The organism is Pseudarthrobacter sp. CCNWLW207 (assembly GCF_037203945.1).
Lineage (GTDB): Bacteria > Actinomycetota > Actinomycetes > Actinomycetales > Micrococcaceae > Arthrobacter.
In genome coordinates this window covers 1-26,014 of the sequence record NZ_JBBCBS010000015.1, presented here as the reverse complement: position 1 = coordinate 26,014, position 26,014 = coordinate 1, and the positions used below count along the sequence as shown (strand labels likewise).

Below are 26,014 nucleotides of genomic sequence, written 5' to 3'. Positions count from 1 at the left end.
TGCTACTCATGGACGGGTTCGCCGGTGACCCGATGGTCTGCATGATTGATGGTTTCCTGGATCAGCCGGATCAGGTGCCCGTCGCGAAGAGAGTAGATGACGTGCCGGCCGTCCTTGCGCGTGTCCACCAGCCCACTGAGGCGGAGTTTGGCCAAGTGCTGGCTGACTACGGTGCGGGGCGCGTTTACCTCCGCTGTCAGTTCGGTGACTGTCTTCGGTCCTTGGGCAAGTTGCCAGAGCAGGTGCAGCCTGGTGGGTTCGGCGAGCATCCTCAGTGTTCCTGCGGCGGTTTCCAGCAGGTCCATCCCGGGCGCGACCGCGTGGACAAACGAGGGTTCCTCAGCGGGCGCCCGAAGCGCGCTGCTTGGCTGACTGCTCAACGGATTGCTCCTCGGTCTCGGGCTGGCCTCTCCCGTAACGGCTGTGGCGGGGCCAGGACAGGAAAGCTCCTGCACTGCCTAGTATCGCAAGGATTGTCAGTGCGAATGCAGCCCAGCCCAGCCCGGCAGCCGCCCCAACCCACCCGGACAGGGGGTAGGCGACGATGTAGCAGGCGTGCGAGAGGGAGAACTGCGCCGTGAAGACATAGGGGCGGGTCTCCTCGGTCGACGCCTCGCGAAGCAGTCGGGACGACGGCGTGAGGATGGCGGAGTTCCCCGCGCCCAGCAGGAACCAGAGCCCCAACAACCACCACCATCCCGCTTCAGGAGACGCCCGCAAGATGGCCACGGTGGCGCCTGCCAGCGCGATAGGAATGACGGCTGCACCGGTCAGCATGACACGCCGGTCCCCCGCCCGCTCAAGCAGGCGTGGCGCAGACAGTGCCACCACCATGGAGCCGATGCCGAAACAGGCCAGCGCCAAGGCCAGGTCCGCGTCGGGCCGGTGCAGCACATCGCGGACGTAGACCACGGTATTGACCAGGACCAACGCCGTAGGTGCCGCAACCACCACGTTCAGCGCCAACAGCGAGCGCAGGCGCCGGTTGGCCCAAAACAGCCTGGTGCCCAGGGTTGTCCGGTGCCACACAGACATAGTGAGCCCCTTGACGACGTCGGCCCGGGGCAGGGTGGTGATCATCACCATTGCGGCGGAGAACAGGAACCCGGCCACTGTGCCCAGGAAGAGGTTGTTGTAGCTGATAAGGGTCAGCAGCAACGCGGCTGCGGCAGGACTGACCAGGGCTTCCATGTCATATGCCAGCCGGGACAGGGAGAGCGCGCGGGTGTAGTCCCGCTCATCCCTTAGCACGCTCGGAATCAGCGACTGGAAGGCCGGCGTGAAGGCCGCCGAGGCGGACTGCAGCAGGAAAATAACCACGTAGATCTGCCAGGCCTCGGTGATAAAAGGCAAGCACAGGGCCATCGCCGCCCGAACCAGGTCCGCGCCGACCAAGACAGGCTTCTTGGGCAGCCGCGCCACCATGGCATTGATCACCGGGGCAAGCCCCACATAGGCCAGCATCTTGATGAGCAGGGCGGTGCCCAGCACGGCCCCTGCGTTGCTGCCCGCAAGGTCAAACGCGAGCAGGCCGAGCGCCACCGTCAACAGGCCGGTGCCCACAAGGGCCACGACCTGGGCTAGAAAGAGCCTCCGGTAGGTTGCGTTGCTGAGGACCGAGAGCATCGTCACCTTCTGTGCATAGGTGCACGTATGTGCACCTATGAGCCTAAGTGTGATGGCGCTGGCAGCGCAACCGCCCCGCAGGCATGCTGCAGGTCCCGGTGCCTGGATTAGGGAGCAGCCTTAGATCAGCGCGTGCATCCCGTGGCTGCGGGGCCGCCCGAAGGACGCGGCGCCCAGGAATTCGATGGCAACGAACGGCTCATCGCCCACCACCCACTCATCGTGCCCGGGAGGGAGCGCATAGGTGTCGTTTGCGTGGATTGTGGAGCGCACGCCGTCGGCCGTTTCAATCTGGAGCGAGCCGGAGACGCAATAGCCGAGGTGGTTGTGCTCGCAGAATTCAGTCATCTCCGCGGGCTTGGCGGACTCGGACCAGCGCCAGCCTGGCGCTAGGATCAGCCGGGCCACGGAGTAGTCATCAACGGTGACAAGGTCGAACTCCGCCTTGTCCGGGCACCGCTTCCTGTCTGGAATATCAAAGGACTTTACTGCCAAAGCTCTGATGAAATTTGCGGTCATGAGGACACTGCCTAGAGATCAGATGGTGAGGCCTGGCGGCGAACCAGGCGATGGGTTCGGATACCGACATGCGGTGAAGTTGCGGAGACCTAGTAATCGCATGCGCTTTCTAGCCCCGACGCATACTCAGCCAGCAGACCCTGCTGGTGTATCTCTAAAGGTATCCCTACGGCACCTGAAGTCAATGGGAAATTACGACGGCGGTGCTGCCGCCCTCCTTGCGGCAGCACCGCCGTCGGCGGCCGCGTCAAGGCTTCCGCCTCGCATGCCGCTAGCGGCCGGGGACTTGAGATCTTCCAGCCGGACTGTGCTCGCTTCCGGGAAGACGTCCTGAAGTGAGTGCGTCACGATGACCACCAGTTTCGCCTCAGCCCACCGGCGGATTTCGTCAACCATGTAGGCCACTCCTTCCGCATCAGTCCCGTTGAACGGTTCGTCCAGGACCACGCAATCGAACTGGCCGACGGTGTTCATGATGTACCAGAGCTTGCGCGCATTTCCTGTGGACAGGTTCCCTGCGTTCTCGTCGAGCCACGGTTCAATCCCCAGTTGGATCGCCCGCAGTATCTCGAGGCCAGGATCCATATCTCGGGCAATACAGGCGAAGACGAGGTGATCCCGAGCAGTCATCTGGGCGAACAGTGCTGCTTCAGATCGACAAACCCTCCGCCGGTTCCTGCCTTCAGGGTCATTGGCGCTCGTGCCGTTGACCAGGACTGTTCCGAACCACGGAGACAGATAGCCGCTGGCCAGTTCTACGAATGTCGATTTTCCGGATCCGTTCTTGCCGTGTAAGTGGATCAAGGCAGGCCCAGTGAATGTGAAGGAGACGTTTTCGTACACAGGGCGCTCGGCCGTATAGCCCGCAATCACGCGATCAAAGATTATCGTTGGGAAAGAATTCTGCGTTGCAGGCAAATCTTCGCACCTCCAGTTAGAAGAGCTGTATAGACGACGGCGGCAATGGCTGCGGGGACGCCGCCGAGGAGACAGAGTCCGAGTACAGGGACGGCAAGCATCAGGGAAATGAACGCTGCCGCCAGGGACATTTCCATGGAGCCGTCGGCCTGTCTGACTTTGACCTTGCTGTAGGCGTTTCCAATGATGTTCCCGGTTGCAATTGCCCACGGAATCAAGAGCGCCGCAAGCGGCAGGACGCCAGTTGCAGCCCAGACAATACCTGCAATTGGCGGTGCCCCAAGCAGCACCAGCAGCAGTGACTGAGTCATGATCACGGCCCACACAAGGGATCGGACTCCGAATCCGGATTCCCATCCATACCTCAGTTGGGGGAGAAGGCCGACCGGATTGTTTGCCTTGGACAAGAGTTCGGACCCGACAACGCTCACCATGAAAACTATGCAGGCTCCCGCGTTCTGAATTCCGGGGACCTCCCGAAGGAAATCCGGCCCGACGCCGCCCAAACGGACGCCGATGGCGCTGGCAGCAGACAGAAGGAGGCAGATCCCTATTCCACGGAACAGAGCAAATGACTTATCCCTGACAAGGTTCACCATCAGGGCTCTCCAGAGCATGGGGACTGGCGTTGCCGTCTTCGACGAGTACTCTTTGACGGGCCTGGGCACCCGTGCTGCCACCGGGAACGAATGCCTCCTGATCGATCCAACGTTCCGGATTGTGAGGAAGGAGAACACGACGACGGCGATTCCTACCGCCGTCGCGATCCAGTACCCCTCAGCGCCGGTTGCATTGGGGCGTAGGTCAACCCCGGGTCCTGCTCGCTTCAGCGCAAGCAACCCTCGGGCAAGCAAGACTCCAAGAAGCGCGGCAAGGAGACAGGCTCCAACCAAGACGGCTGACCCCGCGGCCTGACTCGATGTGCGCGGGTCAGTTGCGGCTAGCCTGGAACTCAAGGCAAGCCAGGCCGCGGCTAAGGCGAAAGGAGCAACCAAGAGGGCCAGAGCCAGCGGCCCGCCGCCTCCACCCTCCTCGTGCACAACAACCCAGGCCGCCGTACAGACGGCGCCTGACAAACCAAACAAGAGGACAGCCCGCGGACCTGCCTCGGCCAGGAACACGTGGTGCATCGCAACATCCGTCGCCCGGTAGAGCTCCCCGTTTGGATTGAACCGAACGGCAAATCTCCGGCTGCTGAGTGCTTCACGTGCCAGAGCGCCAACGGAGAGGTACAGACAGACGACGAGGGCCAGCGCGACAACTGTAATCCGGGCACCGCTGCTCGCGTAAGTTCCTTCGCCACTGTCGACGGACAATGCTTCCCGCAGCAGCCGCATCACAAACAGCGATCCGGCCAGAACTGCGAAGACCAAAACGACGCCGGTGCTCACGCCTAGGACCATGAGTGTGCGAATGGATACCGGCCATCCCGTGACTGCCAGCAGGCGAACCCCCGTGAATTTGTAAGCCGCTCTGAGACTTCCCATTTCTGACGCCTAAAGACGATTGACGGATTTGCTTTGAGACGACTCGGCGTCCACTATGAGAGCCATCACGCCGATCCCCATCGTCCCGATCGTCCAGAGCCACATCGGAAGCGAGCCGGGGAAGCCAACGGTCGAGGCACCCATGAACACGCCGCTACTGAGCCCGCAGACCAGGAAAAGAATTGCGTCACGCTTCGGATTCCGCTTTGTGGCGAGCACTGCGAACATGACAACTGCCCCGACGGCCAAAGATGTCCACGCAAGCAGTGGAGTTTTCGGTTCGTGAAGGAGCCCAACGACGATGCTGCCCGCGATACAAGCGAGCACAAGCGCTGCGATCGTAGTGCGGATAGGTGGTGTATAGATCACGACCGGGATCTTCCTTCGTGGCCGGAACCAAGCGGCAGTTGCCGACGAGTTAGCAACTGCCGCTTGGGCGATAGGGATAATTAGGGTTCGCGTTCGCTTTGCTTGTACGCTGCCAAAGCGTCTTTGCGGGCCCAGTGAACGACGAAAATCACATGTACGACGAGATCTACGCAAAGTGCCGCACCGATAACCCAGCTCGACACACCCGCTCTGGCGAGTGCACCAATTAAGACGACTACGAGCAATGCACTGGCGATGTTGAACCAGCGTCGGCGCTGGGTCGCATTCGTTGCCGTGATCAGCTCATCTAGGTAATAGAGCATGCCACTCCTCTCTGATAGTCGCCGTCACCGGCAATAGCCACCGGTGTAGCGGAAGGCCATAGCGCCGATCGGAGCGGGCGCGAGCCGAATGCATTCGCCTCTGCCGTGAGCAATTGTCGCTTGAATCGCGATTTGCACAGCAGACGCTGCGCAGGCACTCAAGCCAACCGGCGGTCCAGAAGCCAGGTATCCGCACACATAGAGAACGCCGGATGCTACCCGTGAATGTGCAGTCTCGGCCTTATTGAATTCCACGACAGGGAATATCCCAACCCAGCTAAATTGAGGATCGGCAACCACGGGAAACACGGTCGCCGGTCCGACATCAATGTGCTGGATGAGGCGGTTCCCTGAGGATGTGTATTTGGTAGGAACCGGCTGTCCGGCGGCATCACGGGCCCAAGGGGCAGCAATATGGTTGACGACCTGCCCGCTGCCGTCCATGACCACAGCCGATCCGTCGCTTGCAACGACGACTTCCGCAGGTTGGCCATTAAGTGTTAGGTCAAAGCCGAAGGATCGTGGTGCAGTTTCATTGTTGATCACGACGAAACCGGCTCCTGATTCATCACCGCGCCGGGCAAAAACGTAGGCGTGCCCCCTATCCACGGTCACCGTTGCGGCCTCGACATTACCCTTCCACTGCTTGACTTTTGGGTTCGACGCCGGCTGGACCGTTAGTCGCAGACCGCCGGCTGCGACGATACTCATCGAACCGCCATCCCCGAATTCGATCATTTGCGCTTTGGTTTCAGGCAGCGCTTGAGGTGACGATTGGCTCTGTGCGCTCTCGAAGGGTCTGGACGCTAGTACTTGCTCCAAAGGGTTTTGATCCTGAGTGGCCGACGCATTCGCCGCTGGTGACGTCGCCGCTAGGCCCACGATGGCAATGGCCAGGGCCGATGTTGCAGCCAAGCCCTTCCGAGCAATCAAGACACGCATTTCCATCAATCCCCCAGTCTTCTGTGGCTCCGCAAAATGGGAACCGTGCAGGAAGACTAAGGTCGGGAAATGGTGCCTAGGTGCTGAATTCTGCGAAATAGGTACAACATTTGGCAAATCTAAGTGACCAACGAGCCATCTACTGGCGAGACCAACCTCAGACAGAAGCGCGAAGCCTCCCATAAGGGGTTGCGAGGCTGTTAACTTTGTACTTCCGTTGGCGTCGCGCACGGACGGTGCTGGTGCTCGGCGGGAGCGCCAGCACTGACGGCGGAAGGGCAGTCAGCGCTCTGGGCTTCCGCTTCCTCGATGCTTCCGGGCTTCCCGTTGAAGGCACTGGGCGGAACCTTGGCGCGATCTCCTTCGTAACCGGAGATTTGCTCCCTGGGTTGGTCGCAATGGAACTGGTGGACGAAACCCCGGGGTCCTCGGCATGAATGGGTTCCGTGACGTCGCCTGTGGGCCCAGGCCGATGCACTCTGGGTACAGGACCTGTTTACAAGAGGACCTCGGGCGGTGTGGGTGGCCATCCAAAGACAACCTGCACCATGGGGGTGAGCAGCATCAACCACTCGACGACGATCTACAAACATGTCTGGTGGAGCCCGCAAAGAGTTGGAGGTCCATTCAATGCCGTGAACTACGGTCAATCCAAACTCGAACAGAAAAATGCTGCTGTGGCCTGCGCCGATGACCGCAACACGACATTCCGGATGGTGACACGCGGAACGGTCATCTACGCTGGCAGAACCTATATCGCTTCCGCGTACGACGAAGCAACTTTAGCTTGCGGAACTAGTCATTAGCGCAGACCTTCTGGCCGGCGCTACTTGGGTCCAGCCAGAAGGTCACTAATGAACTTGTTGGGTGGCTCGAGCCTGCGCCGTCAGCCAACACGTAGCATCAGGGTGCCATCCTGCCAGTACGGCGTAATGCGACTCATCGATGGGAATGGACTCATAGGATGCCGAAAGGTAACCACCAAAAGACACATGCACCGCATCCCAATCTTGAGCAACTCGACGCCAGTCAGGAAGCAGCAAGTGCGCCCCAGGATTGGGCGGAGGCCCCCAGTCAAACGTCAAGAATCCTTCGCCTATTCGGGGGTACGTGGCCACGAGCCTTGACCAATCCTCCCGTGTATGGACATCGAAGATCCTTGCCCCTTCCGAGACCTTAACAGACCACAATGAGTCCTGCTCGTCCTTCATCCAGTGATCGTCCGGCGCTGCGGCGATAACGCAAGGAGCACCAAACATTGGTCCACGGCTGCTAACCAAGGCACCAGCCGGAGACACCCACCACGTCGACCCGTCAAGATCAGCCCCCGCCGCAAATTCCATAGCCTCCTCTGTCGTGTGCGCCCCTGGAAAACCGTCCCTAAGATACGCGAACTGGTGATGGAATGAGACAGAATCCGTCCACCACACAAGGCCTGGCCGCTCAGAAATGTCACGTGCAATCCCGGTCAGGGAGTCCTGAGCAGCCCTAAGTATTTCGTCAAACACCCGCCACTCGCTGTCCAAGCCGTGTGCATAGCTATTAACGAACTCCGAGGCAGTAGCGAAAATGGTTGCGTCACGTACTGAGCTGGCCCCCTTCATCCATCGATCCGCCGCTTCGTGGACATGCCGTATGAGCGTGCTGCCGGCGGTACCATCCAGCAACGCAAACCTAAACCGGTGTGGCTCGAGGCCCGCTATCTTCGCAAGCAGTGATCTTCCGGCGCGCCCTTGAGACCACCACGCCAAAGCGTCACCATTCGTAGCCACAGCCCATCCCCCTCCTAATGACCGCCGGACGCAGCTCCCGCGCATCCAGCCCACCCCGAGCATAGACGGATCCCTACCAGCTAGGTGGTGCCTGAGGCCAAAATGAGTGGTCCACAGCATCCTGTTAGGTGGTTCATGCCAGGAACAGATTTTGCATTCTTGCCTGACCCTGGCGTCTCTTCGTTTAACGGGCTGTCGCGGGAAAACGATGGCTCGCGGCTATGAGGATCAGAAAGATCAGCTGGAAGGCGGGGCTCCAGCTGATTCGTCTTGAATCGTCGCCGAGACGATTTCCAGACCTTCAGACTGCCTCGTTAGCTAAAAGGGTGATCATATCCGGCACGAGGGGAACGCCTCTTGCCCGGACACCGCGCCGCGCCGCTGACGGAACGAACTTGCCGCCGCTGACGATGACGATTCCACCTCCTGCGACCACCGTGACAGCTTCAGTTCGCCCGTCGTCAGTCCCCTCCCGCAGGGATGCCCCACGACAGGGAACATTGCCAGCTTTCAGATGAGGCAAACGTCCACGCCGCCTCGGACCTTCCCTATAAACCAACGGCCCCCTTGACTCCCACCCCGACCTTCCCTAAACTTTTCATAAAGCAGAATCTAAATTCCACAAAGCGGAAACTAAGCTAAGAGTGAAGCGGCGGGAAGATAGATCAACGCCCTCCCCGGAAGGACCCACGATGACGTACACAGTGAACTGCTCCATCCTCCTGACGGAGCTGCCGTTGCTCGAGCGCCCCGCAGCCGCGAAGGCAGCCGGTTTTGACGCCGTCGAGTTCTGGTGGCCCTTCGAAACCTCCGTCCCCACCGACGCCCAGGTCACCGAATTTGAGAACGCCATCAAGGACGCAGGCGTTCAGCTCACCGGCCTGAACTTCAACGCCGGCAACATGCCGGGCGGCGACCGTGGCCTGGTCTCCTGGCCCGCACGCTCCACCGAATTCCAAGACAACATCGACGTTGTTGCGGGCATCGGCGAGCGCCTCGGCTGCAAGGCCTTCAACGCCCTCTACGGCAACCGCGTGGACGGGGAATCGGCTGAGAAGCAGGACGCCATCGGCGCCGAAAACCTGGCGACGGCGGCTGCCGGCGTCGCGCGCATCGGCGGTACCGTCCTCCTCGAACCGGTCAGCGGCGCACCCAAGTATCCGCTCCTCACCGCCGCAGACGCACTCAAGGTCATAGACCGTGTCAAGGCGGAATCCGGCGTCGACAACATCAAGCTCCTCGCCGACTTCTACCACCTGGCGGTCAACGGGGACGACGTCGCCGCCGTCATCGAAAACCATGCCAAGGACTTCGGCCACGTCCAGATCGCCGACAACCCTGGCCGTGGGGCTCCCGGAACCGGTGAGCTTCCCCTCGGGGAATGGATCGCCCGCAGCCGCGAACTCGGCTACGGGGGCTACATCGGCCTCGAATACAAGGAACCGCAGGAAACTGCCTTCGCCTGGGCCATCCGCCAGCGCGTCAGCCAGTAGCCCCCTCCCAACTGAGTAGCAGCAGATGCTCTTTTGAGCCCTCAAAACGACATCTATTGCGACCTAGTTGGGTCCGGCTTCCTCAATCACAAAGACTTCAGAAAAGAGAACCATCATGAGCAACGTTGCAGTCATCGGACTCGGAATCATGGGCCTTCCCATGGCCATCAACCTGACCAAGGCCGGGCACACGGTCACGGGCTTCAACCGCAGCCAGGACAAGATCGACAAACTCGTCTCCGAAGGCGGCAAGGGCGCCACCAGCATCGCGGACGCCGTGAAGGACGCCGACGTCGTCATCACCATGGTGCCGGACTCCCCGGATGTCGAGGGTGTGGTCAGCGGCCCGGACGGCGTCTTCGCCAACGCGAAGCAGGGTTCGTTGTGGATTGACGCTTCCAGCATCCGCCCCGACGTCGCCAAGCGCCTCTCCGACGAAGCCCGCGAAGCCGGCCTCCGCCCCCTGGACGCCCCGGTGTCCGGCGGCGAACAGGGCGCCATCGACGCCGTCCTGTCCATCATGGTCGGCGGCGACAAAGAGGACTTCGAGGCAGCCCAGGACGTCCTCAATGCCGTGGGCAAAACCATCGTCCACGTCGGCCCCTCCGGCTCAGGCCAGACGGTCAAGGCAGCCAACCAGCTGATCGTCGCCGTCAACATCGAAGTCCTCGGCGAGGCCATCGCTTTCCTTGAGGCCTACGGCGTGGACACCGACGCCGCCCTCAAGGTCCTCGGCGGCGGCCTGGCCGGCTCCAAGGTCCTGGACCAGAAGGGCCAGAAGATGCTGGACCGCAACTTCGACCCCGGCTTCCGCCTCGCCCTCCACCACAAGGACCTCGGCATCGTCACCTCGGCCGCCCGCGAAGCCAACGTCGCCGTCCCCCTCGGCGCCGTCGTCGCACAACTCGTCGCCGCCACCGTCAACCAGGGCGACGGCGGACTGGACCACTCAGGACTCTTCAAGCAGGTCCTCAAACTCAGCGGCCGCGAGTAAGCACCCCGGCGCTAAGGCGCCAATAGAGAAACAAACAGGGAACCCGCCGTCGTACATTACGACGGCGGTTCCCCCAGCACACCCCAAAACAGCCCCAAAAGGCCCCAAAGTTTCCCAAGGAGCACACCATGAGCAAGATGCGTACCGTTGATGCAGCGGTTGCCATCCTGGAAAAGGAAGGCGCCATCGAGGCGTTCGGCCTGCCAGGCGCGGCAATCAACCCCTTCTATTCCGCCATGCGCGCCCACGGCGGCATCCGCCACACCCTGGCCCGGCACGTCGAAGGCGCCAGCCACATGGCCGACGGGTACTCCCGGGCCAAGGACGGCAACATCGGCATCTGTATCGGCACCTCCGGGCCCGCCGGCACCGACATGATCACCGGGCTTTACGCCGCCTGGGCCGACTCCATCCCCATGCTTTGCATCACCGGCCAGGCCCCCGTGGCCAAGCTGCACAAGGAAGACTTCCAGGCCGTGGACATCGAGTCCATCGCCAAGCCCGTCACCAAGATGGCCATGACCGTCCTCGAGCCCGGCCAGGTCCCCGGTGCCTTCCAGAAGGCCTTCCAGCTGATGCGCTCCGGCCGTCCGGGCCCTGTGTTGCTGGACCTGCCCATCGACGTGCAGCTGGCCGAGATCGAATTCGACATCGACACCTACGAGCCGCTGCCCATCGAAAAGCCCAAGGCGAGCCGCAAGCAGCTGGAAAAGGCCCTGGACATGCTGACCGCAGGGGACCGCCCGCTGATCGTTGCCGGTGGTGGCATCATCAATGCCGGCGCGTCCGCACAGCTGGTGGAACTGGCCGAGATCCTGAACGTTCCTGTGATTCCCACCCTGATGGGCTGGGGCTCCATCGCCGATGACCACCCGCTGATGGCCGGCATGGTGGGCCTGCAGACCTCGCACCGCTACGGCAACGAGAACTACCTGCGCAGCGACTTTGTGATCGGGATCGGCAACCGCTGGGCCAACCGCCACACCGGAGGCCTGGACACCTACACGGCAGGCCGCAAGTTCGTGCACATCGACATCGAGCCCACCCAGATCGGCCGGGTGTTCTCGCCGGACCTGGGCATCGCGTCCGACGCCGGTGCGGCGCTGTCCGGGCTGATCGACCTCGCCCGCGAGCGTCGCGCAACTAACTCCCTGCCGGACTACTCGAGCTGGGTTGCCCAATGCGCCGAGCGCAAGGCAGCCCTGCACCGCAAGACGCACTTCGAAAACATCCCCATCAAGCCGCAGCGGGTGTACGAGGAGATGAACAAGTCTTTCGGCCGCGACACCATCTACGTGTCCACCATCGGCCTGTCCCAGATCGCCGGCGCGCAGATGCTGCACGTTTTCGGACCCCGCAAGTGGATCAACGCCGGCCAGGCTGGTCCACTGGGCTGGACCGCCCCCGCTGCCCTCGGCGTCGTTCGCGGCAAGCCGGACGAGACCGTGGTTGCCCTGTCCGGCGACTACGACTTCCAGTTCATGATCGAGGAACTGGCCGTGGGCGCGCAGTTCAACCTGCCGTACATCCACGTGGTGGTGAACAACTCCTACCTTGGCCTGATCCGGCAGTCGCAGCGCGGTTTCAACATGGAGCAGAACGTGTCCCTGGCGTTCGATAACATCAACAGCGCGGACTTGTCCGAAAACGCACGCGGGTACGGCGTGGACCACCTCAAGGTGGCCGAAGGCCTGGGCTGCAAGGCCGTCCGGGTGGAGGACCCCAACGACCTCGCTGCCGCGTTCGACAAGGCCAAGGCCCTCATGGGCGAGTTCCAGGTGCCCGTGGTGGTGGAAGTGATCCTGGAAAAGATCACCAACATCTCCATGGGCGTGGAAATCAACGCCGTGAACGAGTTCGAGGAACTGGCCGAGTCCGCTGCGGACGCCCCCACCGCCATCCTGGCGCTGCAGGCCTAACATGCGGATCGTGATCGCGCCGGACAAATTCAAGGGATCGTTGTCGGCCCCGGACGTCTGCAGGTACCTGGAAAGGGGCCTGCAGGCGGCCGCCGGCAATAACCTGGATATCCTCCGGATCCCAGTAGCCGACGGCGGCGAAGGCACCCTTGATGCCGCCGTCGGCTCCGGCTTCACCCGCCAGAGTGCCACGGTCAGCGGCCCCACCGGCCAGCCAGTCGAGGCGGACTTTGCCGTCCGCGGCCACGAGGCCGTCATCGAAATGGCAGCGGCCTCGGGCCTGGCCCTCGTCCCGCAAGTGGCAAGCGGCGGGCAGCCGGATTCAGCAAGTGCCACCACGGCTACCAGCCTGGGCACCGGCCAGCTGATCCGCGCAGCGCTGGACGCCGGCTGCCGCCGGATCGTGCTGGGCGTCGGGGGCAGCGCGAATACCGACGGCGGTGCCGGGCTCCTGCAGGGCCTGGGGGCCAGGTTCCTGGACGCCACGGGCAACGAACTGCCCGCCGGAGGAGCCGCGCTGGCCAACCTGCACCGCATCGACTTCACCGGGTTTGAACCGCGCCTGGTGGAAACACGCTTTGTGCTGGCGTCCGACGTCGACAACCCCCTGCTGGGCCCTCAGGGCGCCACGGCGGTTTTCGGCCCGCAAAAGGGCGCCACACCACAGGATGTCGAACTGCTCGACACCGCCCTGGCCAGGTTTGTCGAAGTCCTGGCCAGGGAAATCGGATTCCGCGCCGAGCGCGCGGCGGAAGCACCCGGCGCCGGGGCAGCCGGCGGTGTGGGCTACGCGGCTATAGCGGTCCTCGCGGCTTCGCGCCGGCCGGGCATCGACGTCGTCCTTGAATTCACCCAGCTGGCCCACCGCATAGCGGGGGCAGACCTGGTGATCACCGGCGAAGGCAGCCTGGACGAACAAAGCCTGCTGGGCAAGACGCCCATGGGCGTGGCCCGGGCCGCAGCCGCTGCCGGGATTCCGGTGGTGGCCGTCTGCGGCCGCACCACCCTTTCTCCGGACCAGCAGCAGGATTCGGGTTTCCGGCAGGTCTACCCACTGACCGCCCTGGAACCCAAGGTAGATATATGTATAGCTGAAGCAGGGTCCCTGCTTGAACAATTGGGAAAGAACATCCTCCAGGAGCTGGCCAACCCGGCCCCTGCGGATGGCATCGGCACAAAGGAGCCCCTGAATGTCTGAAGAACGCTTTGACCTGGTCATCCGTGGGCAGCGCATCCTGACCACCGCCGGCATCGCGCCCCGCGAGGTGGGCGTGCGCGGCGGCAAAATCGTGGCAATCGAACCCCTCGGCAACGGCCTCGCGGGCGCCGAAGTGGTGGAACTGGCCGACGACGAGACCCTGCTCCCCGGCCTGGTGGACACCCACGTCCACGTCAACGAGCCCGGCCGGACCGAGTGGGAGGGTTTCGCGTCCGCCACCCGGGCAGCCGCTGCGGGCGGCGTCACCACCATCATCGACATGCCGCTGAACTCCATCCCGCCCACCACCAACGTGGACGGCCTCAAGCTCAAGCGCGAGGTGGCGGAGGACCAGGCGTTCGTGGACGTCGGATTCTGGGGCGGCGCCATCCCCGGCAACAAGGCTGACCTCCGCCCGCTGCACGACGAGGGCGTGTTCGGGTTCAAGTGCTTCCTGCTTCACTCCGGCGTGGACGAATTCCCGCACCTGGATGCGGACGAGATGGAGGAGGACATGGCCGAGCTCAAGTCCTTCGACTCGCTGATGATCGTGCACGCCGAAGACTCCCACGCGATCGACCACGCGCCCCACCCCGGCGGCGACCAGTACTCCACCTTCCTGGCCTCCCGCCCGCGCGGCGCCGAGAATAAGGCCATCGCCGAGGTCATCGAGCGGGCCCGCTGGACCGGTGCCCGCGCGCATATCCTGCACCTCTCGTCATCGGACGCGCTGCCCATGATCGCTTCGGCAAAACGCGACGGCGTCCACCTCACCGTGGAGACCTGCCCGCACTACCTGACGCTGATGGCCGAGGAGATCCCCAACGGAGCCACCGCGTACAAGTGCTGCCCGCCCATCCGCGAGGCGTCCAACCGCGAGCTGCTCTGGAAGGGCCTGCAGGACGGCACTATCGACTGCATCGTCTCGGACCATTCCCCCTCCACCCTTGACCTGAAGGACCTCGAAAACGGGGACTTCGCCGTGGCCTGGGGCGGCGTTTCGTCGCTGCAGCTGGGGCTGTCCCTGATCTGGACAGAAGCCCGGCATCGCGGCATCCCGCTGGAGCAGGTGGTGTCCTGGATGGCCGAGAAGCCGGCCGCCCTGGCCCGCCTCTCCAACAAGGGCCAGCTCGCTCTCGGGTATGACGCCGACTTCGCCGTCTTCGCCCCGGACGAGGCCTTCGTGGTGGACGTCTCCAAGCTCAAGCACAAGAACCCCATCACTCCGTACGACGGCAAGGCGCTCTCCGGCGTGGTCCGCAGGACCTTCCTCCGCGGGACCGTTGTGGACGGCCAGACGCCCACGGGCAAGCTGATCCGCCGCGGCGGGGTCTGAGGCCCGCATCCATGGCTGTCCAGGTACATTCCCCCCGGGGCATATGTGGGCGGCCGGCCCTCCAGACCGATCCGCCCTCGGGGCGCGGCCAGTCCGCGCTGGCCGCGAGAGGCCTGGCCGTCTGGGTCAGCCCGGAGCCGGGGACAACGATCGACCCCGACGTCCTTGCCCGTGCCGCCCGGCTGCTGCTGGAACGTGCCCTGAAGTTTGCTCCGGAGGCGGAAGTCCACTGGCCTGCCGCCGGGGCTGCCACGTCCGCCGTCGGGACATCTCCGGCCGGAACGCTCCCTGGGGAGGGGGCACCGGCCGGACCCGACGGCGGCACTCCCGCGCCGTCGTCGTCCATCTCGGAGGACTCCCCGCACACGGACGACGACGGCGCCTCCTTACCTGCCCCTGCTGGCCTTCCTGCGGTTGGCCTTCCACCTGCGGTGGGACCGGTCAGCCGAGTGGCTGTTGACCTCGCCACGGACCAGGTACTGCTGGACGGCCGTCCGGTGAACCTCACGGGCGTGGAATTCAAGGTCCTCCGCTACCTTGTGGAGAACTGTTCCCGCGCCATCGGACGTGAGGAGTTGCAGCACTTCCTCGAATCGTTTGAAAGTCCCGGGGCGTCGGCCCGCTCCATCGATGTGTATGTGGGGCGCGTGCGCCGGAAGCTGGGCAACGCCCGGCATGCAGTGGCCACGGTCCGGGGCGGCGGGTACCAGTTCGTCCCCGGCGCTTGCGCCACCGTCCGCGGCCCGGCCGAATACTCCATCTGAGACCAATCCAAGGAGCACCATGACCATGATCGACCAGGCCGCCGCGGCCGCCACGCATCCAGCACACCCCGGCACGGCCCTCACCGGCCGGCTACAGCCCGGTGCCCCGGCCCCGGACTTCACCTTGCCAGATGCCGCCAGACAGGCCGTGTCCCTTGCGGACTACCGTGGGAAGAACGTGATCGTCTACTTCTACCCGAAGGCTGCGACCCCAGGTTGCACTACCGAGGCATGCGACTTCCGCGACAACCTGGCCTCACTGCAGGGCTCCGGCTACGAGGTCATCGGCATTTCGCCGGACAACCCTGCAGCGCTGGCCGAATTCACCGGGGACTTCGCGCTGAACTTCCCGTTGATCTCGGACCAGGACCACGCCGTCGCACTGGCCTACGGCGCCTGGGGCGAGAAGGTCCTCAACGGTGAAATTACGGAGGGTGTGCTGCGCTCTACCGTGGTTATTGATGCTGCGGGCGCTGTGGTGCTGGCCCGCTACCAGGTGGACGCGCAGGGTCACGTCGCCGCGCTCCGCAAGGAGCTGGGGCTGTAGCCCAACGCTCTCTCACTTCCTGCAAGGAAAGCGCCCAACGCTGGCATCTCCCGCGTGTCACGCCGGGCAGGCTTTTGGTGGGCGAACGACGGCGTCGGCCCGGCCGGTCTAGGCGCTACACGGCGGTCACCGGTCTGGCCAGCGGAATACAGCATGTGACGCCGGAGTTGTTCCTTGTGCGGGAAAACCGCTTCACTTGTTGTTTGCCTGTAATTGACAGAGTCTGCCAAAGGAATGCCATGAGCCACACCCTGACCACCAAGCTTCAGCCCGGTACGCAGGCCCCTGACTTCACCCTCCAGGACGCCAAGGGCCGCCAGACTGCCCTCGCCGATTACCGTGGCAAGAACGTCATCGTCTACTTCTACCCCAAAGCAGCCACCCCCGGCTGCACCACCGAGGCCTGCGACTTCCGAGACAGCCTCGCCTCCCTTCAGGGCAAAGGCTACGAGGTCATCGGGATCTCCCCCGACACCCCAGAAGCCCTGGCCGGCTTCACCGGCGATTTCGCCCTGACCTTCCCGCTGCTCTCGGACGAGGACCACGCTGTTGCCTTGGCTTACGGCGCCTGGGGCGAGAAGCTGGTCAACGGCGAGATCACTGAAGGCATCGTCCGTTCCACCGTGGTCCTGGACCCCGAGGGCAAGGTCACCCTGGCGCAGTACCAGGTGAAGGCCGACGGCCACGTGGCTGCGCTGAAGGAAGCCCTGGGCGTCTAGCCCTTCCGCCGCCAGGAACGCTCGCGCAGGTCCTGCACCTTTCACCGAAAGCTCTCGCAGATCCTGCGGGGGCTTTCGGCGTTTGGCGCTGAAGCCCGCGAGTGGCTCGCGGACCGCGAACGCCACCGGCTGGGTAGCGAAGACCACTGCATGGGGAGGCCCATAAAGGTCAGGCGTCCCAGGTCATGCGGAGGTGTTTGCCTCGTCGGACAGTCTCCAGCGTGTGGGCAGGCCATTCAGCGCGGGCATCACGTCTCCGCGTGCAATGAATCTGTGCCCGGAGTCTTCGTCCGCCGACCACCAGCCTGTCTGCGGGCAGTGATGACCGGTCACGGAAGCCTCCCGGCTGCCGTTGGCACGCAATTCAAGCAAGGTTCGATTTTTCATGGTTTTCCTTCCTTCAGAACGTTCCGGCGTCGATGACAAACCGGTATCGGACATCACTGGCAAGGACCCGGTCAAAGGCGTCGTTGATCCCGCTCGCCCGGATGACCTCGACCTCCGCTCCCAGTCCATGCGCGGCGCAGAAGTCGAGCATTTCCTGGGTCTGCCGGATGCCGCCCATTTTGGATCCGGCAAGGTTGCGTCGAAATCCGGCCAGGGACCAGGTACGTAAGCCGAGGGGCTTGGCGGGCAACCCCACCATGACCATCGTTCCGCCTACGGCAAGCAGCGAAAGGTACTCATCGACGTCGATATCGGCCGAAACCGTATTGATGATCAGATCGAACCGCCCCCTCAAGACCTCGAAGGTAGCGGGGTCGGACGTGGCATAGTAACCCTCCGCTCCCAGGCTGAGCGCGTCTTCCATCTTCTTCAGTGACTGGCTGAGCACCGTAACCTCAGCGCCCAGGGCGGCAGCAATCTTGACGCCCATGTGCCCGAGCCCGCCCATGCCGATGATGGCCACGCGCTTTCCCGGCCCGGCGCCCCAACTGCGCAGCGGCGAGTACATGGTGATGCCCGCGCACAGCAGCGGCGCAGCCGCCTGAAGCGAAATGCCGACAGGAATCCCCAGGACGTAGCTCTCATCCACCACGATGCTGGTGCTGTAGCCGCCTGCAGTCGGCAGCCCGTCCCGGCCGATCGAGTTGTAGGTACTGATCGATCCCGCGAGGCAATGCTGTTCCTCCCCTGCCTGGCAGTTGACGCATTTGCGGCATGAGTCCACGAAACAGCCCACGCCTACGCGGTCGCCCACCGCATAGCGCTTCACCCTGGCTCCCACTGCTTCGACGACACCGGAAATCTCATGGCCAACGACCACCGGATACTTGACCCCTGCCCAGTCGCCCCTCGCCGTGTGGATATCGGAGTGGCAGATCCCTACGAATTTGATCGCGATCCGCACTTCGGACTCGCCGGGATCACGCCGTTCAATGATGCCTGGCTGAAGAGGCTCGGTGGCTGACGTTGCCACATAGGCCTTGGCAATTGTGGTCAATGCTTTCCTCAATCTCGCGGAGGCTTGCGTGGGCCCACGGTGGGGACTAGTTGGAGGGGAAGTTGTAGGAGGCGCCGGAGGCGTGGGTGGGTTCGGGCGTCCAGGTCCGCCCGGCTAGGGCGGAACCACCAGACCGTCGCCAGCCGCAACTCCCCGGACACCGCACCCGTGGCCGGGTTATAAACCGGCTGCGTGCGACCGCCCTCGCCGACAGTCTCGGCACCGTTGATGAAGTGGCTGATCTGGGTGAGTGTCGTCGTCGTTGACGTGGTCATAGCGGTATTCCTTATCGGGTGAGCGAGGGCTCAGGAGTCGAAACGAATCCTAGGGACTTATCAACGACGTTTTGCAGCGGTTTGCCGTTGCAGTACAGTTTCAGGTTTTCCACAAAAAGCTTGCCGAGGTCCTCGAGGTAGTCTTCGGTGTCACCGCTCATGTGAGGGGTAATGATGACGTTGTCCATGTCCCAGAGAGCGTGTCCTTCGGGCAGGGGTTCCGGGTGGACCACGTCCAGGGCCGCACCTGCAATGGAACCCGAGGTCAGCGCCTCAGTGAGCGCGGCTGTATCGACCAGTTCACCGCGTCCTACGTTGATCAGCCGGGCAGATGACTTCATCGCCGTAAGGACTTCGACGCCAACCAGTCCCTTGGTTTCAGCCGTCAACGGGGCCGCGAGGACGACGTAATCGTAGTCATGAACGATCCCAGCCAATTCGCCGGAGGCATGGATCCGGCCAAAATCGGCATCCCCGGGACGGGCTGTCCGGCCGGCACCGTCCGTTTTCATTCCGACGGCGCGGAAGAGTCTGCCGATTTCACGTCCGATGGATCCGGTGCCCACCACCAGAGCGCGTTGGCCCTGGATCTTGCGGGTAACGCGATGCTGCCAGCGTTGTTGCTGCTGCAGCCTATATGAACGCTGCGTGTCCTTGGCCATGTCCAGCACGAAACCGAGGGCAAACTCAGCGATGGCCGTGCTGAGGACGCCGCGTGAGTTGGTGTAGGTCACGTCACTGCTGATCAGCTCGTCAAAAAGCAACTGGCTCACACCGGCCGCCGACACATGGATCCACTTCAACGACGCGGCCGCACCCCAGTTCTCCCGCAATGCCGGCGAGAAGGAGTGCCACTGGTACAGAACGTCTGCGCCGTCCATCGCCGTCGCCAGGCCGTCTGCCTTAGTCAGCCTGACTTCGGCCAGCTCCTCGATCTCGGAAAGCCGGGGCGGCAGCGCCTCCCGGTAAAGCGCTGCGACCACAGGCCGCCCGCCTCCTGCAGCACCTGTCATGACGCCGCCACTCGGCCGGAGCTGAGCGTGTAGTGGGCGGACAGAGCATCGATGGAGGTGACGACGGCGGCTGTGAATTCCGACGTCGACGACGTTCCGCCGACGTCCCGGGTGCCGAAGCCGTCCCGGAGCGCCGCCTCAAATGCGGCTTGGAGGTGGGCTGCCGCTTCTGGGTGGCCGAGGTGCTCCAGCATCATTGCACCGGACCAGATCTGGCCTACCGGGTTTGCCAGGCCCTTGCCGGCGATGTCCGGGGCGGAACCGTGGACCGGTTCGAAGAGGGACGGGAAGTTGCCCTCAGGGTTCAGGTTAGCGCTGGGAGCCAGGCCGATGGAGCCCGTCACCGAGCTGCCCAGGTCCGAGAGGATGTCGCCGAAGAGGTTGGACGCCACAATGACGTCGAAGGTCCAGGGCTTCAGGACCAGGTGCGCGGCCAGGGCATCCACCAGTTCGCTGGTCAGGGTCACGCCGGGATATTCACGCACCGTCTCCTCGACGATCTCATCCCAGAAGGGCATGGTGTGGACAATGCCGTTGCTCTTGGTGGCGGACGTCAGGTGCCCACGGCGGGATGCCGCCAAAACCGATGCGAAATGTGCTGCCCGCGAAACTCCCAGCCGGGTAAACACACTCTCCTGCACCGCGCTCTCGTGCGGCAACCCGCGGTACATCCGGCCGCCGACCTCCGAATACTCGCCTTCGTTGTTTTCCCGGACGATGAGCAGGTCGATCGGATGCTTGGCCGCAAGAGGTGATGCGACGCCGTCGAGCGTTTTGACCGGACGCAGGTTGATGTACTGCTGGAATTCACGGCGGATGGGGATGAGCAACCCCCAGAGGGACTCAGCATCGGAGACGTCCGGTGAACCGACAGCGCCGAGGAAGATGGCGTCATGTTTGGCGAGTTGTTCGAGTCCGTCAACGGGCATCATCCGTCCGTGGCGGCCGTAGTAGTCAGATCCCCACTCGAAGTACGTAAACTCCAGGTTCAGGGAATGGACCGCTGCGATCCGCTCGAGGCATTCGATGGCGGCGGGAACAACTTCATTCCCGATGCCATCACCGGCAATTACTGCGATGCTGTGCCTGCTCATGGCGTCCGTTCTGTCAGCCAGCCCGGTTGTTGCCGGCGGGCCGGCTCTCCGAGGTTGATGATGGTGCTCTTGGGTTCAGTCATCTCCAGGACGGCGTACTTGACGCCTTCGCGCCCTACGCCTGACTTCTTGAATCCGCCGAACGGCATTGAATCAATACGGACGTCGCTGGTCTCATTGATGACCACGGCGCCGACGTGCAACCGGTCGGCGATGGCCATCGCAAGGTCGATGGATTGGGTGAAGACGCCCGCCTGGAGACCGAATTCGGAATTGTTCGCTGCATAAATGGCGTCCTGGGCTTCAATGAACGGCATGATGCTGACCACTGGCCCGAACACTTCCTCCCGGATCACCCGGCATTTCGAAGGTACATCGGTCAGGACCGTGGGTTCGTAGTAGGCGCTCCTTCGTTTGCCTCCGGTTTGTACGGTGGCCCCGGCGGCCCTTGCCTCCTCCACCCATTCCTCGACCCGACGGGCCTCATCCTCTGAAATAAGAGGACCGACGTCGGTGTTCCGGTCGAGCTTCGACCCGGTCCTGAGCGCCTTGGTACCGTCGATGACAAGTTCGAGGACCTGCTCGAACAGCGAGATATGTACGTAGACGCGCTGCACGGACAAGCAGTTCTGGCCTGCAACGCCGAACGCTCCGGCCACAATCGCCTTGGCTGCGTGGGCGGCGTCAGCATCCGGGCAGACAATCGTGGCATTGTTGCCGCCGAGTTCCGAGATGATCTTCTTGGCGCCTGCGGCGGCGGCAATGCGGTCCGCAGTCCGGGGACCACCGGTGAAGGAGATCAGATCCACCTGTGGATCCGTCACCAGCGCTTCAGAAACGCCCGGGCCGGAAACGATCGCCGCAATACGGCCCGACGGAACACCCGCTTCAAGCAGCAGCTCGACCAGTGCCAGCCCGGACAGCGGGGTGCGGCCCGATGGCTTAAGCACGACGCCGTTGCCTCCAATGAGGGCCGGGCCCAGTTTGTGTGCCACCAGGTTCAGCGGATCATTGAAGGGGGTGATCGCTGCGACGATCCCCACCGGCTTACGGCTGTACCAGCCGATCTTGTTTCCCCCGGCCAAGCTGTCATCAAAGCCCAGCGTTTCCCCGGTGAGCTCGGTCGAAGCGGCGGCGGAAAGCCGGAGGGTTTCCATGCAACGCCGCACCTCACGCTCCGCCTCGACGATCGTCTTGCTGCTTTCCGCCGCAATGATCTTCGAGAACCGCTCGGACTGCTCGCCCAGAAGCTGCACCGCATTCTCCAGCGCCACGCGGCGTGAACGGAGCGGCCATTCGTCAGTCTGGAGGTGGCGGTAGATGTGCGCGATCGCGCGCCGCACGTCCTGCGGTGTTGAAATGCAGACCCGGCCAAGCAGGATGCCATCTTCGGGATCCCGTGTTTCCATGGTCATATCAGTGGTTTGCCACTGGCCTTCGAAAAAGGCACCGCCAGGAAGGTTGGCCACGTTGACGCGGCCGTACCCTGTTTCCTCAGCTGTTTTTGGGCGCGCTTGAGGCGCGGTCGTTGATGAAAGCATAGGAACCCTTACCCTGCCTATTTGACCCGGTCGATGATTTTTGCCGCTGCACCGATGAAGGGCAGGAACCAAGGTGGACCGAAGTGGCCCGGCACGGGCGGATTCTTCAGGTCTTCCCAAACGTTGGCGGACTTGTCCCCGGCCATGTAGTGGGCCATCCTCTTGCCCATGTGGGCGGCCATCTGCACACCGTGTCCGCTGTAGCAGAGGGAGTAGTAGAGTCCGTCGTGGACGCCGGCGTGGACCATCTGGTCCATGGAAAGGTCCACCAGGCCACCCCAGATGTAGTCCACCTTGGCGTTGGAGAGGTAGGGGAAGAGTTCGAGCATGGCCTTGCGCAGGATTTCGGCGCTCTTGACGTCCGAGTCGGGGCTGGACAGCGCAAAACGGGCCCGGCCGCCGAAGAGAAGCCTGTTGTCCGGGGTAATCCGGAAGTAGTAGGTCAGCATCTTGCTGTCCGAGGCCTGACGGCGGTTGGGCAGGATCCGGTTGACCACGTCTTCGGGCAGCGGGTCAGTGACAATGATGAAGCTGCCCACCGGAATGACCCGGCGCTGCATCCATGGCGTGATGTTGCCGGTGTAACCGCTGGTGGCCACCAGGACCTGCTTGGCCCTGGTGATGCCCCGGGTGGTGTGCACGTCATGCACGGTGCCCGAGACCTTTTTCAGCTCGGTTACTGCCGCGTTCTCGCAGATATCCGCTCCGGCGGCAACGGCGACCCCAGCCAGGCCATGCACGAACTTGCCCACGTGCAGACCCGCTCCCAGCGGGTCAACCATCGCGCCCTGGTAGAAGTCCGTGCCGATTTCGCTGTGGATCTCGGACTTCGGGATCACGGTGACGTGATGGTCCGCCAGGTTGGCCAGCTTCTCCTGCGACTTCAGGAAGCCCTCATAGTGGGACTTGTGGAAGGCCAGCGAGAGCTTTCCAAACCGGTTGTAATCACAGTCGATGCCATTGTCATGCACCAGCTTCTCGATGGTGTCGATGGCATCGTTGTATTCCTGGAACATCTCCACGGCACGGGTGGCGCCGTAGCGCTTGACCGCGGTGCTGAAGCTGATAGCCAACCCGGTTGTCGCCATTCCCCCGTTGCGGCCGGATGCGCCCCACCCCACGGTGTGGGTTTCGAAAACGGCAACGGTGGCACCTTGCTTGGCAAATTCCAGGGCCGCGGACAGCCCCGTAAATCCGGCGCCGATGATTGCCACATCGACATTTTCCGGTACCGGAGTCTGCCGGTAGTCTCCGGATGCTTGGGCTGTGTCCAGCCAGTAAGGAATGAGTTTCACGGTTTGACCTTTCGCCTCGAAATCGGTTTAGAGACCGAGGTGCTTGTTGATCTCGTCCAGGGACTTAGCGGTGGTGAGGTCGTAGCCCTCGCCAATGGGGTCATAGCCACGGTCGAGCATCCAGAGGTTCCGGAAGCCCATGTCGTGCATCGGGTGCATGTCATACCGCGTGTGTGAGGAGACGTGCAGGAAGTCCTCCGGCTTGGCATTGAGGGTGTCCAGCATGTATTCGAAGGCCTGGTAGCGCGGCTTGTAGGCCTGGGCCTGCTCGGCGGTGAACACGGCGTGGAAGTCGGCCCCGAGCTTGGGGATGCTGATGTCCAGGAAGCTGGTGTCCGCGTTGGACAGCGCCACCAGCTGGTAGTTATCGCCCATGAGCTTTAGCGGAGCCGGCACGTCTTCGTGCGCAACCCAGCCGCGTACAGCTTCTGCGAATTCTGCGCCGGCACCAGGGGTCGGGCCAATGCCCCAGCGCTTGCACACGCGGTCAAAGGAATCCTGAAGGATCGCCTCGTAAGGCTTGTAATCGCCAAGGACCTCGTCGAACCGGTATCCACGGAACTGCTTCTTGAAGGTTGGCCACTGCTCTTCTGAGATGCGGCCATCAAGCAGGCGGCGGGTGGTGGGATCGATGTCGAAGTTGATGAGCGTGCCGTAGACATCAAAGGAGATGTACTTCGGCCGGTTGTTCGTAGCTGCCATGATTCGTCCGTTCTGTTGCGTCTTGAACGGGAGGCCCGGATGTGTGGCCTGCCGCCTTCCTGTGGTCTGCGCCAGCGGGTTCCTGGGTTCGCCAAAAGGCTCTATTCCCGCTCTTTCTCGACTGTAGATCCGATGATTGTAGATTGTCAACAGTTTCTTAGTGCGATTCCTTCGCAACAAGGGGCCAGTAAAAAATACTCGATTTATTTATCGTCAATTGTTGACAATCTGCGATCTGACCGGTTGCATTGCTGTAGATGCGGAACGAGATCCTGATCACAACCCGCTCGGAGCAACACCAAAGCCTGCCCCCCATCTCAGCAGAGCGACTTCAGCTGAAACCATTCGAAGGGAAGCACCATGAAGACCATCAACAAAATCCAGACGGCAGCCGCAGGGCTCGCTGTTGTATTCGCCCTGAGTGCCTGTGGTGGCGCGGCCACCAGCGCTCCGGGATCTGACTCAAAGACCAACAACACCACCGATATTTCGGAGGGCGTCCAGCCGGATGCTGCTGCTGTGGCACTTTTGCCGCAGTCCTATAAGGACAAGGGCGAACTGACGGTCGCGATGGACCTGCACTACCCGCCGACGACGTTCCTCGCGGAGGACAACACCACCCCGATCGGCCTGAACCCGGACGTGGCACGGCTCATTGCCAAAAAGCTTGACCTGAAGCTGAAGTTCGTGGACACGAAGTTCGACACGATCGTCCCGGGCCTGGACGGCGGCCGGTTCGACTTCACGGCCACGACCATGTCCAAGACCGAAGAGCGGCTCAAGGTCCTGGACATGATCGACTACTTCCAGGCTGGAAACTCCGTGGCAGCAGCCGCCGGGAACCCTCTGAACCTCACCGTTGAAACCCTGTGCGGGAAGAACATCGCCGTCACCCAGGGCTCCACCGGCCAGCTCAAGCGCCTTCCGGCCCTGAGCGAGCAGACCTGCACCTCCAAGGGCCAGCCGGCGATCAACGCCGTGACCCTGCCCAACGTCCAGGAGGCACTGACCCAGCTGCACTCCAAGCGGATCGACGGCGTACTCTACGACACCACGTCGCTCGGATGGGCCCAGAAGCAGCAGCCGGACTCCTTCACCCTCATCGGCCGGGTCAACGTCGGCAACAGCGATGTGACCGCCGTCGGCCTGAAGAAGGACTCCCCGCTGACCCCGGCCATGCAGGCAGCGATCCAGTCCGTCCTTGAGACCCCGGAATACAAGAAGTCCCTGGAGACTTGGGGCCTGGAATCCGGAGCCATCACCGACGCCAAGCTGAACTAGCGGGAGGCCACCATGGTCACAGCTACTAAAGGAAGCAAAGCAACGATGAGTAGCATTGATGCAGCCTTGAAGCCGCGGATTCGGCTTCGGACCCGCTCCGAGTACGCGGGATGGATCCTCAGCATTCTCCTCGGCATCGGGATCCTCACCTCCGTCCTCACTAACCCAAACTTCAAGTGGGGCGTGGTTGCCCAGTACTTCACGCATGAATCGATCCTCCGTGGGCTGATGCTCACGATCTTCCTCACGGTGGCCAGCATGACCCTGGGAACGCTCCTGGGGCTGGGCCTGGCGATCATGCGCTCCTCTCACGTGAAGCCGATTTCCATCGCTGCAGGGCTCTACATCACCCTTTTCCGGGGCACCCCGGTGCTGGTGCAGTTGATCTTCTGGTTCAACATCTCCGCGCTCTACCCGAACCTGACTATCGGGATCCCGTTCAC

At 62.8% G+C, this 26,014-nt stretch carries 27 protein-coding genes; 11 read left to right on the top strand and 16 right to left on the bottom strand.

Annotated features, from left to right (window positions below; translation table 11 throughout):
* Positions 1-2: 2 nt before the first annotated feature.
* The 8 genes from V9L17_RS19295 to V9L17_RS19260 all read right to left on the bottom strand — a co-directional run bounded on the left by V9L17_RS19295 (position 3) and on the right by V9L17_RS19260 (position 6,193).
* Positions 3-380 carry an ArsR/SmtB family transcription factor gene (locus tag V9L17_RS19295; RefSeq protein WP_337352545.1) on the bottom strand — a complete coding sequence of 126 codons (378 nt, stop codon included), beginning with the start codon at positions 378-380 and terminating at the stop codon, positions 3-5.
* On the bottom strand, positions 340-1,626 hold the full coding sequence (locus tag V9L17_RS19290) for an MFS transporter (protein WP_337352578.1): 1,287 nt from the start codon (positions 1,624-1,626) through the stop codon (positions 340-342). The genes V9L17_RS19295 and V9L17_RS19290 overlap by 41 nt, the downstream gene beginning before the upstream one ends.
* A gap of 120 nt (positions 1,627-1,746) precedes the next feature.
* Positions 1,747-2,145, bottom strand: a complete 399-nt coding sequence (locus tag V9L17_RS19285) for a cupin domain-containing protein (RefSeq protein ID WP_337349055.1) — start codon at positions 2,143-2,145, stop codon at positions 1,747-1,749.
* Positions 2,146-2,337: 192 nt separating this feature from the next.
* Positions 2,338-2,988, bottom strand: a complete 651-nt coding sequence (locus tag V9L17_RS19280) for an ABC transporter ATP-binding protein (protein ID WP_337349065.1) — start codon at positions 2,986-2,988, stop codon at positions 2,338-2,340.
* A gap of 41 nt (positions 2,989-3,029) precedes the next feature.
* Complete coding sequence (locus V9L17_RS19275) at positions 3,030-4,454, bottom strand: hypothetical protein (protein ID WP_337352544.1); 1,425 nt, start codon at positions 4,452-4,454, stop codon at positions 3,030-3,032.
* Between the two features lie 105 nt (positions 4,455-4,559).
* Positions 4,560-4,919, bottom strand: coding sequence for a hypothetical protein (locus tag V9L17_RS19270; RefSeq protein WP_337352543.1), 360 nt, complete (start codon positions 4,917-4,919; stop codon positions 4,560-4,562).
* 80 nt (positions 4,920-4,999) lie between these two features.
* Positions 5,000-5,242, bottom strand: a complete 243-nt coding sequence (locus V9L17_RS19265) for a hypothetical protein (protein ID WP_337349052.1) — start codon at positions 5,240-5,242, stop codon at positions 5,000-5,002.
* Positions 5,243-5,266: 24 nt separating this feature from the next.
* Entirely contained in the window at positions 5,267-6,193 is a 927-nt protein-coding gene (locus tag V9L17_RS19260; RefSeq protein WP_337352542.1) for a hypothetical protein, read from the bottom strand.
* Positions 6,194-6,420: 227 nt separating this feature from the next.
* Between V9L17_RS19260 and V9L17_RS19255 the strand changes: the two genes are divergently transcribed.
* The 9 genes from V9L17_RS19255 to bcp (V9L17_RS19215) all read left to right on the top strand — a co-directional run bounded on the left by V9L17_RS19255 (position 6,421) and on the right by bcp (V9L17_RS19215) (position 16,926).
* On the top strand, positions 6,421-6,621 hold the full coding sequence (locus V9L17_RS19255) for a glycerate kinase (protein ID WP_337352577.1): 201 nt from the start codon (positions 6,421-6,423) through the stop codon (positions 6,619-6,621).
* Positions 6,622-8,648: 2,027 nt separating this feature from the next.
* The gene (locus V9L17_RS19250) at positions 8,649-9,449 is read left to right on the top strand and encodes a hydroxypyruvate isomerase family protein (RefSeq protein ID WP_337352541.1); all 801 of its coding nucleotides are present in this window, start codon (positions 8,649-8,651) and stop codon (positions 9,447-9,449) included.
* Between the two features lie 115 nt (positions 9,450-9,564).
* The gene (locus tag V9L17_RS19245; RefSeq protein WP_337352540.1) at positions 9,565-10,443 is read left to right on the top strand and encodes a 2-hydroxy-3-oxopropionate reductase; all 879 of its coding nucleotides are present in this window, start codon (positions 9,565-9,567) and stop codon (positions 10,441-10,443) included.
* Between the two features lie 128 nt (positions 10,444-10,571).
* The gene (gene gcl, locus V9L17_RS19240; protein ID WP_337352539.1) at positions 10,572-12,362 is read left to right on the top strand and encodes a glyoxylate carboligase; all 1,791 of its coding nucleotides are present in this window, start codon (positions 10,572-10,574) and stop codon (positions 12,360-12,362) included.
* Between the two features lies 1 nt (position 12,363).
* Positions 12,364-13,560, top strand: a complete 1,197-nt coding sequence (locus tag V9L17_RS19235) for a glycerate kinase (protein WP_337352538.1) — start codon at positions 12,364-12,366, stop codon at positions 13,558-13,560.
* Positions 13,553-14,896, top strand: coding sequence for an allantoinase AllB (gene allB, locus V9L17_RS19230; protein WP_337352537.1), 1,344 nt, complete (start codon positions 13,553-13,555; stop codon positions 14,894-14,896). Before V9L17_RS19235 ends, allB begins: the two co-directional genes overlap by 8 nt.
* A gap of 11 nt (positions 14,897-14,907) precedes the next feature.
* Positions 14,908-15,660: a winged helix-turn-helix domain-containing protein gene (locus V9L17_RS19225; RefSeq protein WP_337352536.1), complete on the top strand. Its 753-nt coding sequence runs from the start codon at positions 14,908-14,910 to the stop codon at positions 15,658-15,660.
* A gap of 19 nt (positions 15,661-15,679) precedes the next feature.
* Complete coding sequence (gene bcp, locus V9L17_RS19220; RefSeq protein ID WP_337352535.1) at positions 15,680-16,207, top strand: thioredoxin-dependent thiol peroxidase; 528 nt, start codon at positions 15,680-15,682, stop codon at positions 16,205-16,207.
* A 239-nt stretch (positions 16,208-16,446) separates the two neighbouring features.
* The gene (bcp, locus tag V9L17_RS19215; RefSeq protein ID WP_337352534.1) at positions 16,447-16,926 is read left to right on the top strand and encodes a thioredoxin-dependent thiol peroxidase; all 480 of its coding nucleotides are present in this window, start codon (positions 16,447-16,449) and stop codon (positions 16,924-16,926) included.
* 183 nt (positions 16,927-17,109) lie between these two features.
* Here the strand turns inward: bcp (V9L17_RS19215) and V9L17_RS19210 are convergent, their stop codons facing one another.
* The 8 genes from V9L17_RS19210 to V9L17_RS19175 form a co-directional block, all read right to left on the bottom strand.
* Positions 17,110-17,313 carry a hypothetical protein gene (locus tag V9L17_RS19210; RefSeq protein WP_337352533.1) on the bottom strand — a complete coding sequence of 68 codons (204 nt, stop codon included), beginning with the start codon at positions 17,311-17,313 and terminating at the stop codon, positions 17,110-17,112.
* Between the two features lie 13 nt (positions 17,314-17,326).
* Complete coding sequence (locus tag V9L17_RS19205; RefSeq protein ID WP_376047865.1) at positions 17,327-18,370, bottom strand: NAD(P)-dependent alcohol dehydrogenase; 1,044 nt, start codon at positions 18,368-18,370, stop codon at positions 17,327-17,329.
* A gap of 8 nt (positions 18,371-18,378) precedes the next feature.
* Positions 18,379-18,645, bottom strand: coding sequence for a hypothetical protein (locus V9L17_RS19200; RefSeq protein WP_337352580.1), 267 nt, complete (start codon positions 18,643-18,645; stop codon positions 18,379-18,381).
* Positions 18,646-18,656: 11 nt separating this feature from the next.
* Entirely contained in the window at positions 18,657-19,658 is a 1,002-nt protein-coding gene (locus tag V9L17_RS19195; protein ID WP_337349042.1) for a D-2-hydroxyacid dehydrogenase, read from the bottom strand.
* Positions 19,655-20,752 carry a tartrate dehydrogenase gene (locus V9L17_RS19190; protein WP_337349041.1) on the bottom strand — a complete coding sequence of 366 codons (1,098 nt, stop codon included), beginning with the start codon at positions 20,750-20,752 and terminating at the stop codon, positions 19,655-19,657. The genes V9L17_RS19195 and V9L17_RS19190 overlap by 4 nt, the downstream gene beginning before the upstream one ends.
* Positions 20,749-22,167: an aldehyde dehydrogenase family protein gene (locus V9L17_RS19185; protein ID WP_337352532.1), complete on the bottom strand. Its 1,419-nt coding sequence runs from the start codon at positions 22,165-22,167 to the stop codon at positions 20,749-20,751. The genes V9L17_RS19190 and V9L17_RS19185 overlap by 4 nt, the downstream gene beginning before the upstream one ends.
* A 143-nt stretch (positions 22,168-22,310) precedes the next feature.
* Positions 22,311-23,588 carry an NAD(P)/FAD-dependent oxidoreductase gene (locus V9L17_RS19180; RefSeq protein ID WP_337349039.1) on the bottom strand — a complete coding sequence of 426 codons (1,278 nt, stop codon included), beginning with the start codon at positions 23,586-23,588 and terminating at the stop codon, positions 22,311-22,313.
* Positions 23,589-23,615: 27 nt separating this feature from the next.
* Positions 23,616-24,290 carry a haloacid dehalogenase type II gene (locus V9L17_RS19175; RefSeq protein WP_337349038.1) on the bottom strand — a complete coding sequence of 225 codons (675 nt, stop codon included), beginning with the start codon at positions 24,288-24,290 and terminating at the stop codon, positions 23,616-23,618.
* Positions 24,291-24,650: 360 nt separating this feature from the next.
* Here V9L17_RS19175 and V9L17_RS19170 point away from each other — a divergent pair, with 360 nt between their 5' ends.
* Together V9L17_RS19170 and V9L17_RS19165 are read left to right on the top strand one after the other, a co-directional pair.
* Positions 24,651-25,571, top strand: a complete 921-nt coding sequence (locus tag V9L17_RS19170) for an ABC transporter substrate-binding protein (RefSeq protein WP_337349037.1) — start codon at positions 24,651-24,653, stop codon at positions 25,569-25,571.
* A gap of 45 nt (positions 25,572-25,616) precedes the next feature.
* On the top strand, positions 25,617-26,014 hold a 398-nt coding region (locus tag V9L17_RS19165), incomplete at its 3' end, for an ABC transporter permease subunit (protein ID WP_337352531.1).

Coding starts and splice junctions, on each gene's coding strand:
- V9L17_RS19200 (WP_337352580.1), bottom strand. CDS start 18,645: ATGACCACGTCAACGACGACGACACTCACCCAGATCAGCCACTTCATC.
- V9L17_RS19265 (WP_337349052.1), bottom strand. CDS start 5,242: ATGCTCTATTACCTAGATGAGCTGATCACGGCAACGAATGCGACCCAG.
- V9L17_RS19210 (WP_337352533.1), bottom strand. CDS start 17,313: ATGAAAAATCGAACCTTGCTTGAATTGCGTGCCAACGGCAGCCGGGAG.
- gcl (WP_337352539.1), top strand. CDS start 10,572: ATGAGCAAGATGCGTACCGTTGATGCAGCGGTTGCCATCCTGGAAAAG.
- V9L17_RS19170 (WP_337349037.1), top strand. CDS start 24,651: ATGAAGACCATCAACAAAATCCAGACGGCAGCCGCAGGGCTCGCTGTT.
- V9L17_RS19225 (WP_337352536.1), top strand. CDS start 14,908: ATGGCTGTCCAGGTACATTCCCCCCGGGGCATATGTGGGCGGCCGGCC.
- V9L17_RS19175 (WP_337349038.1), bottom strand. CDS start 24,290: ATGGCAGCTACGAACAACCGGCCGAAGTACATCTCCTTTGATGTCTAC.
- V9L17_RS19245 (WP_337352540.1), top strand. CDS start 9,565: ATGAGCAACGTTGCAGTCATCGGACTCGGAATCATGGGCCTTCCCATG.
- bcp (WP_337352534.1), top strand. CDS start 16,447: ATGAGCCACACCCTGACCACCAAGCTTCAGCCCGGTACGCAGGCCCCT.
- V9L17_RS19195 (WP_337349042.1), bottom strand. CDS start 19,658: ATGACAGGTGCTGCAGGAGGCGGGCGGCCTGTGGTCGCAGCGCTTTAC.
- V9L17_RS19185 (WP_337352532.1), bottom strand. CDS start 22,167: ATGACCATGGAAACACGGGATCCCGAAGATGGCATCCTGCTTGGCCGG.
- V9L17_RS19290 (WP_337352578.1), bottom strand. CDS start 1,626: ATGCTCTCGGTCCTCAGCAACGCAACCTACCGGAGGCTCTTTCTAGCC.
- V9L17_RS19190 (WP_337349041.1), bottom strand. CDS start 20,752: ATGAGCAGGCACAGCATCGCAGTAATTGCCGGTGATGGCATCGGGAAT.
- V9L17_RS19285 (WP_337349055.1), bottom strand. CDS start 2,145: ATGACCGCAAATTTCATCAGAGCTTTGGCAGTAAAGTCCTTTGATATT.
- bcp (WP_337352535.1), top strand. CDS start 15,680: ATGACCATGATCGACCAGGCCGCCGCGGCCGCCACGCATCCAGCACAC.
- V9L17_RS19235 (WP_337352538.1), top strand. CDS start 12,364: ATGCGGATCGTGATCGCGCCGGACAAATTCAAGGGATCGTTGTCGGCC.
- allB (WP_337352537.1), top strand. CDS start 13,553: ATGTCTGAAGAACGCTTTGACCTGGTCATCCGTGGGCAGCGCATCCTG.
- V9L17_RS19250 (WP_337352541.1), top strand. CDS start 8,649: ATGACGTACACAGTGAACTGCTCCATCCTCCTGACGGAGCTGCCGTTG.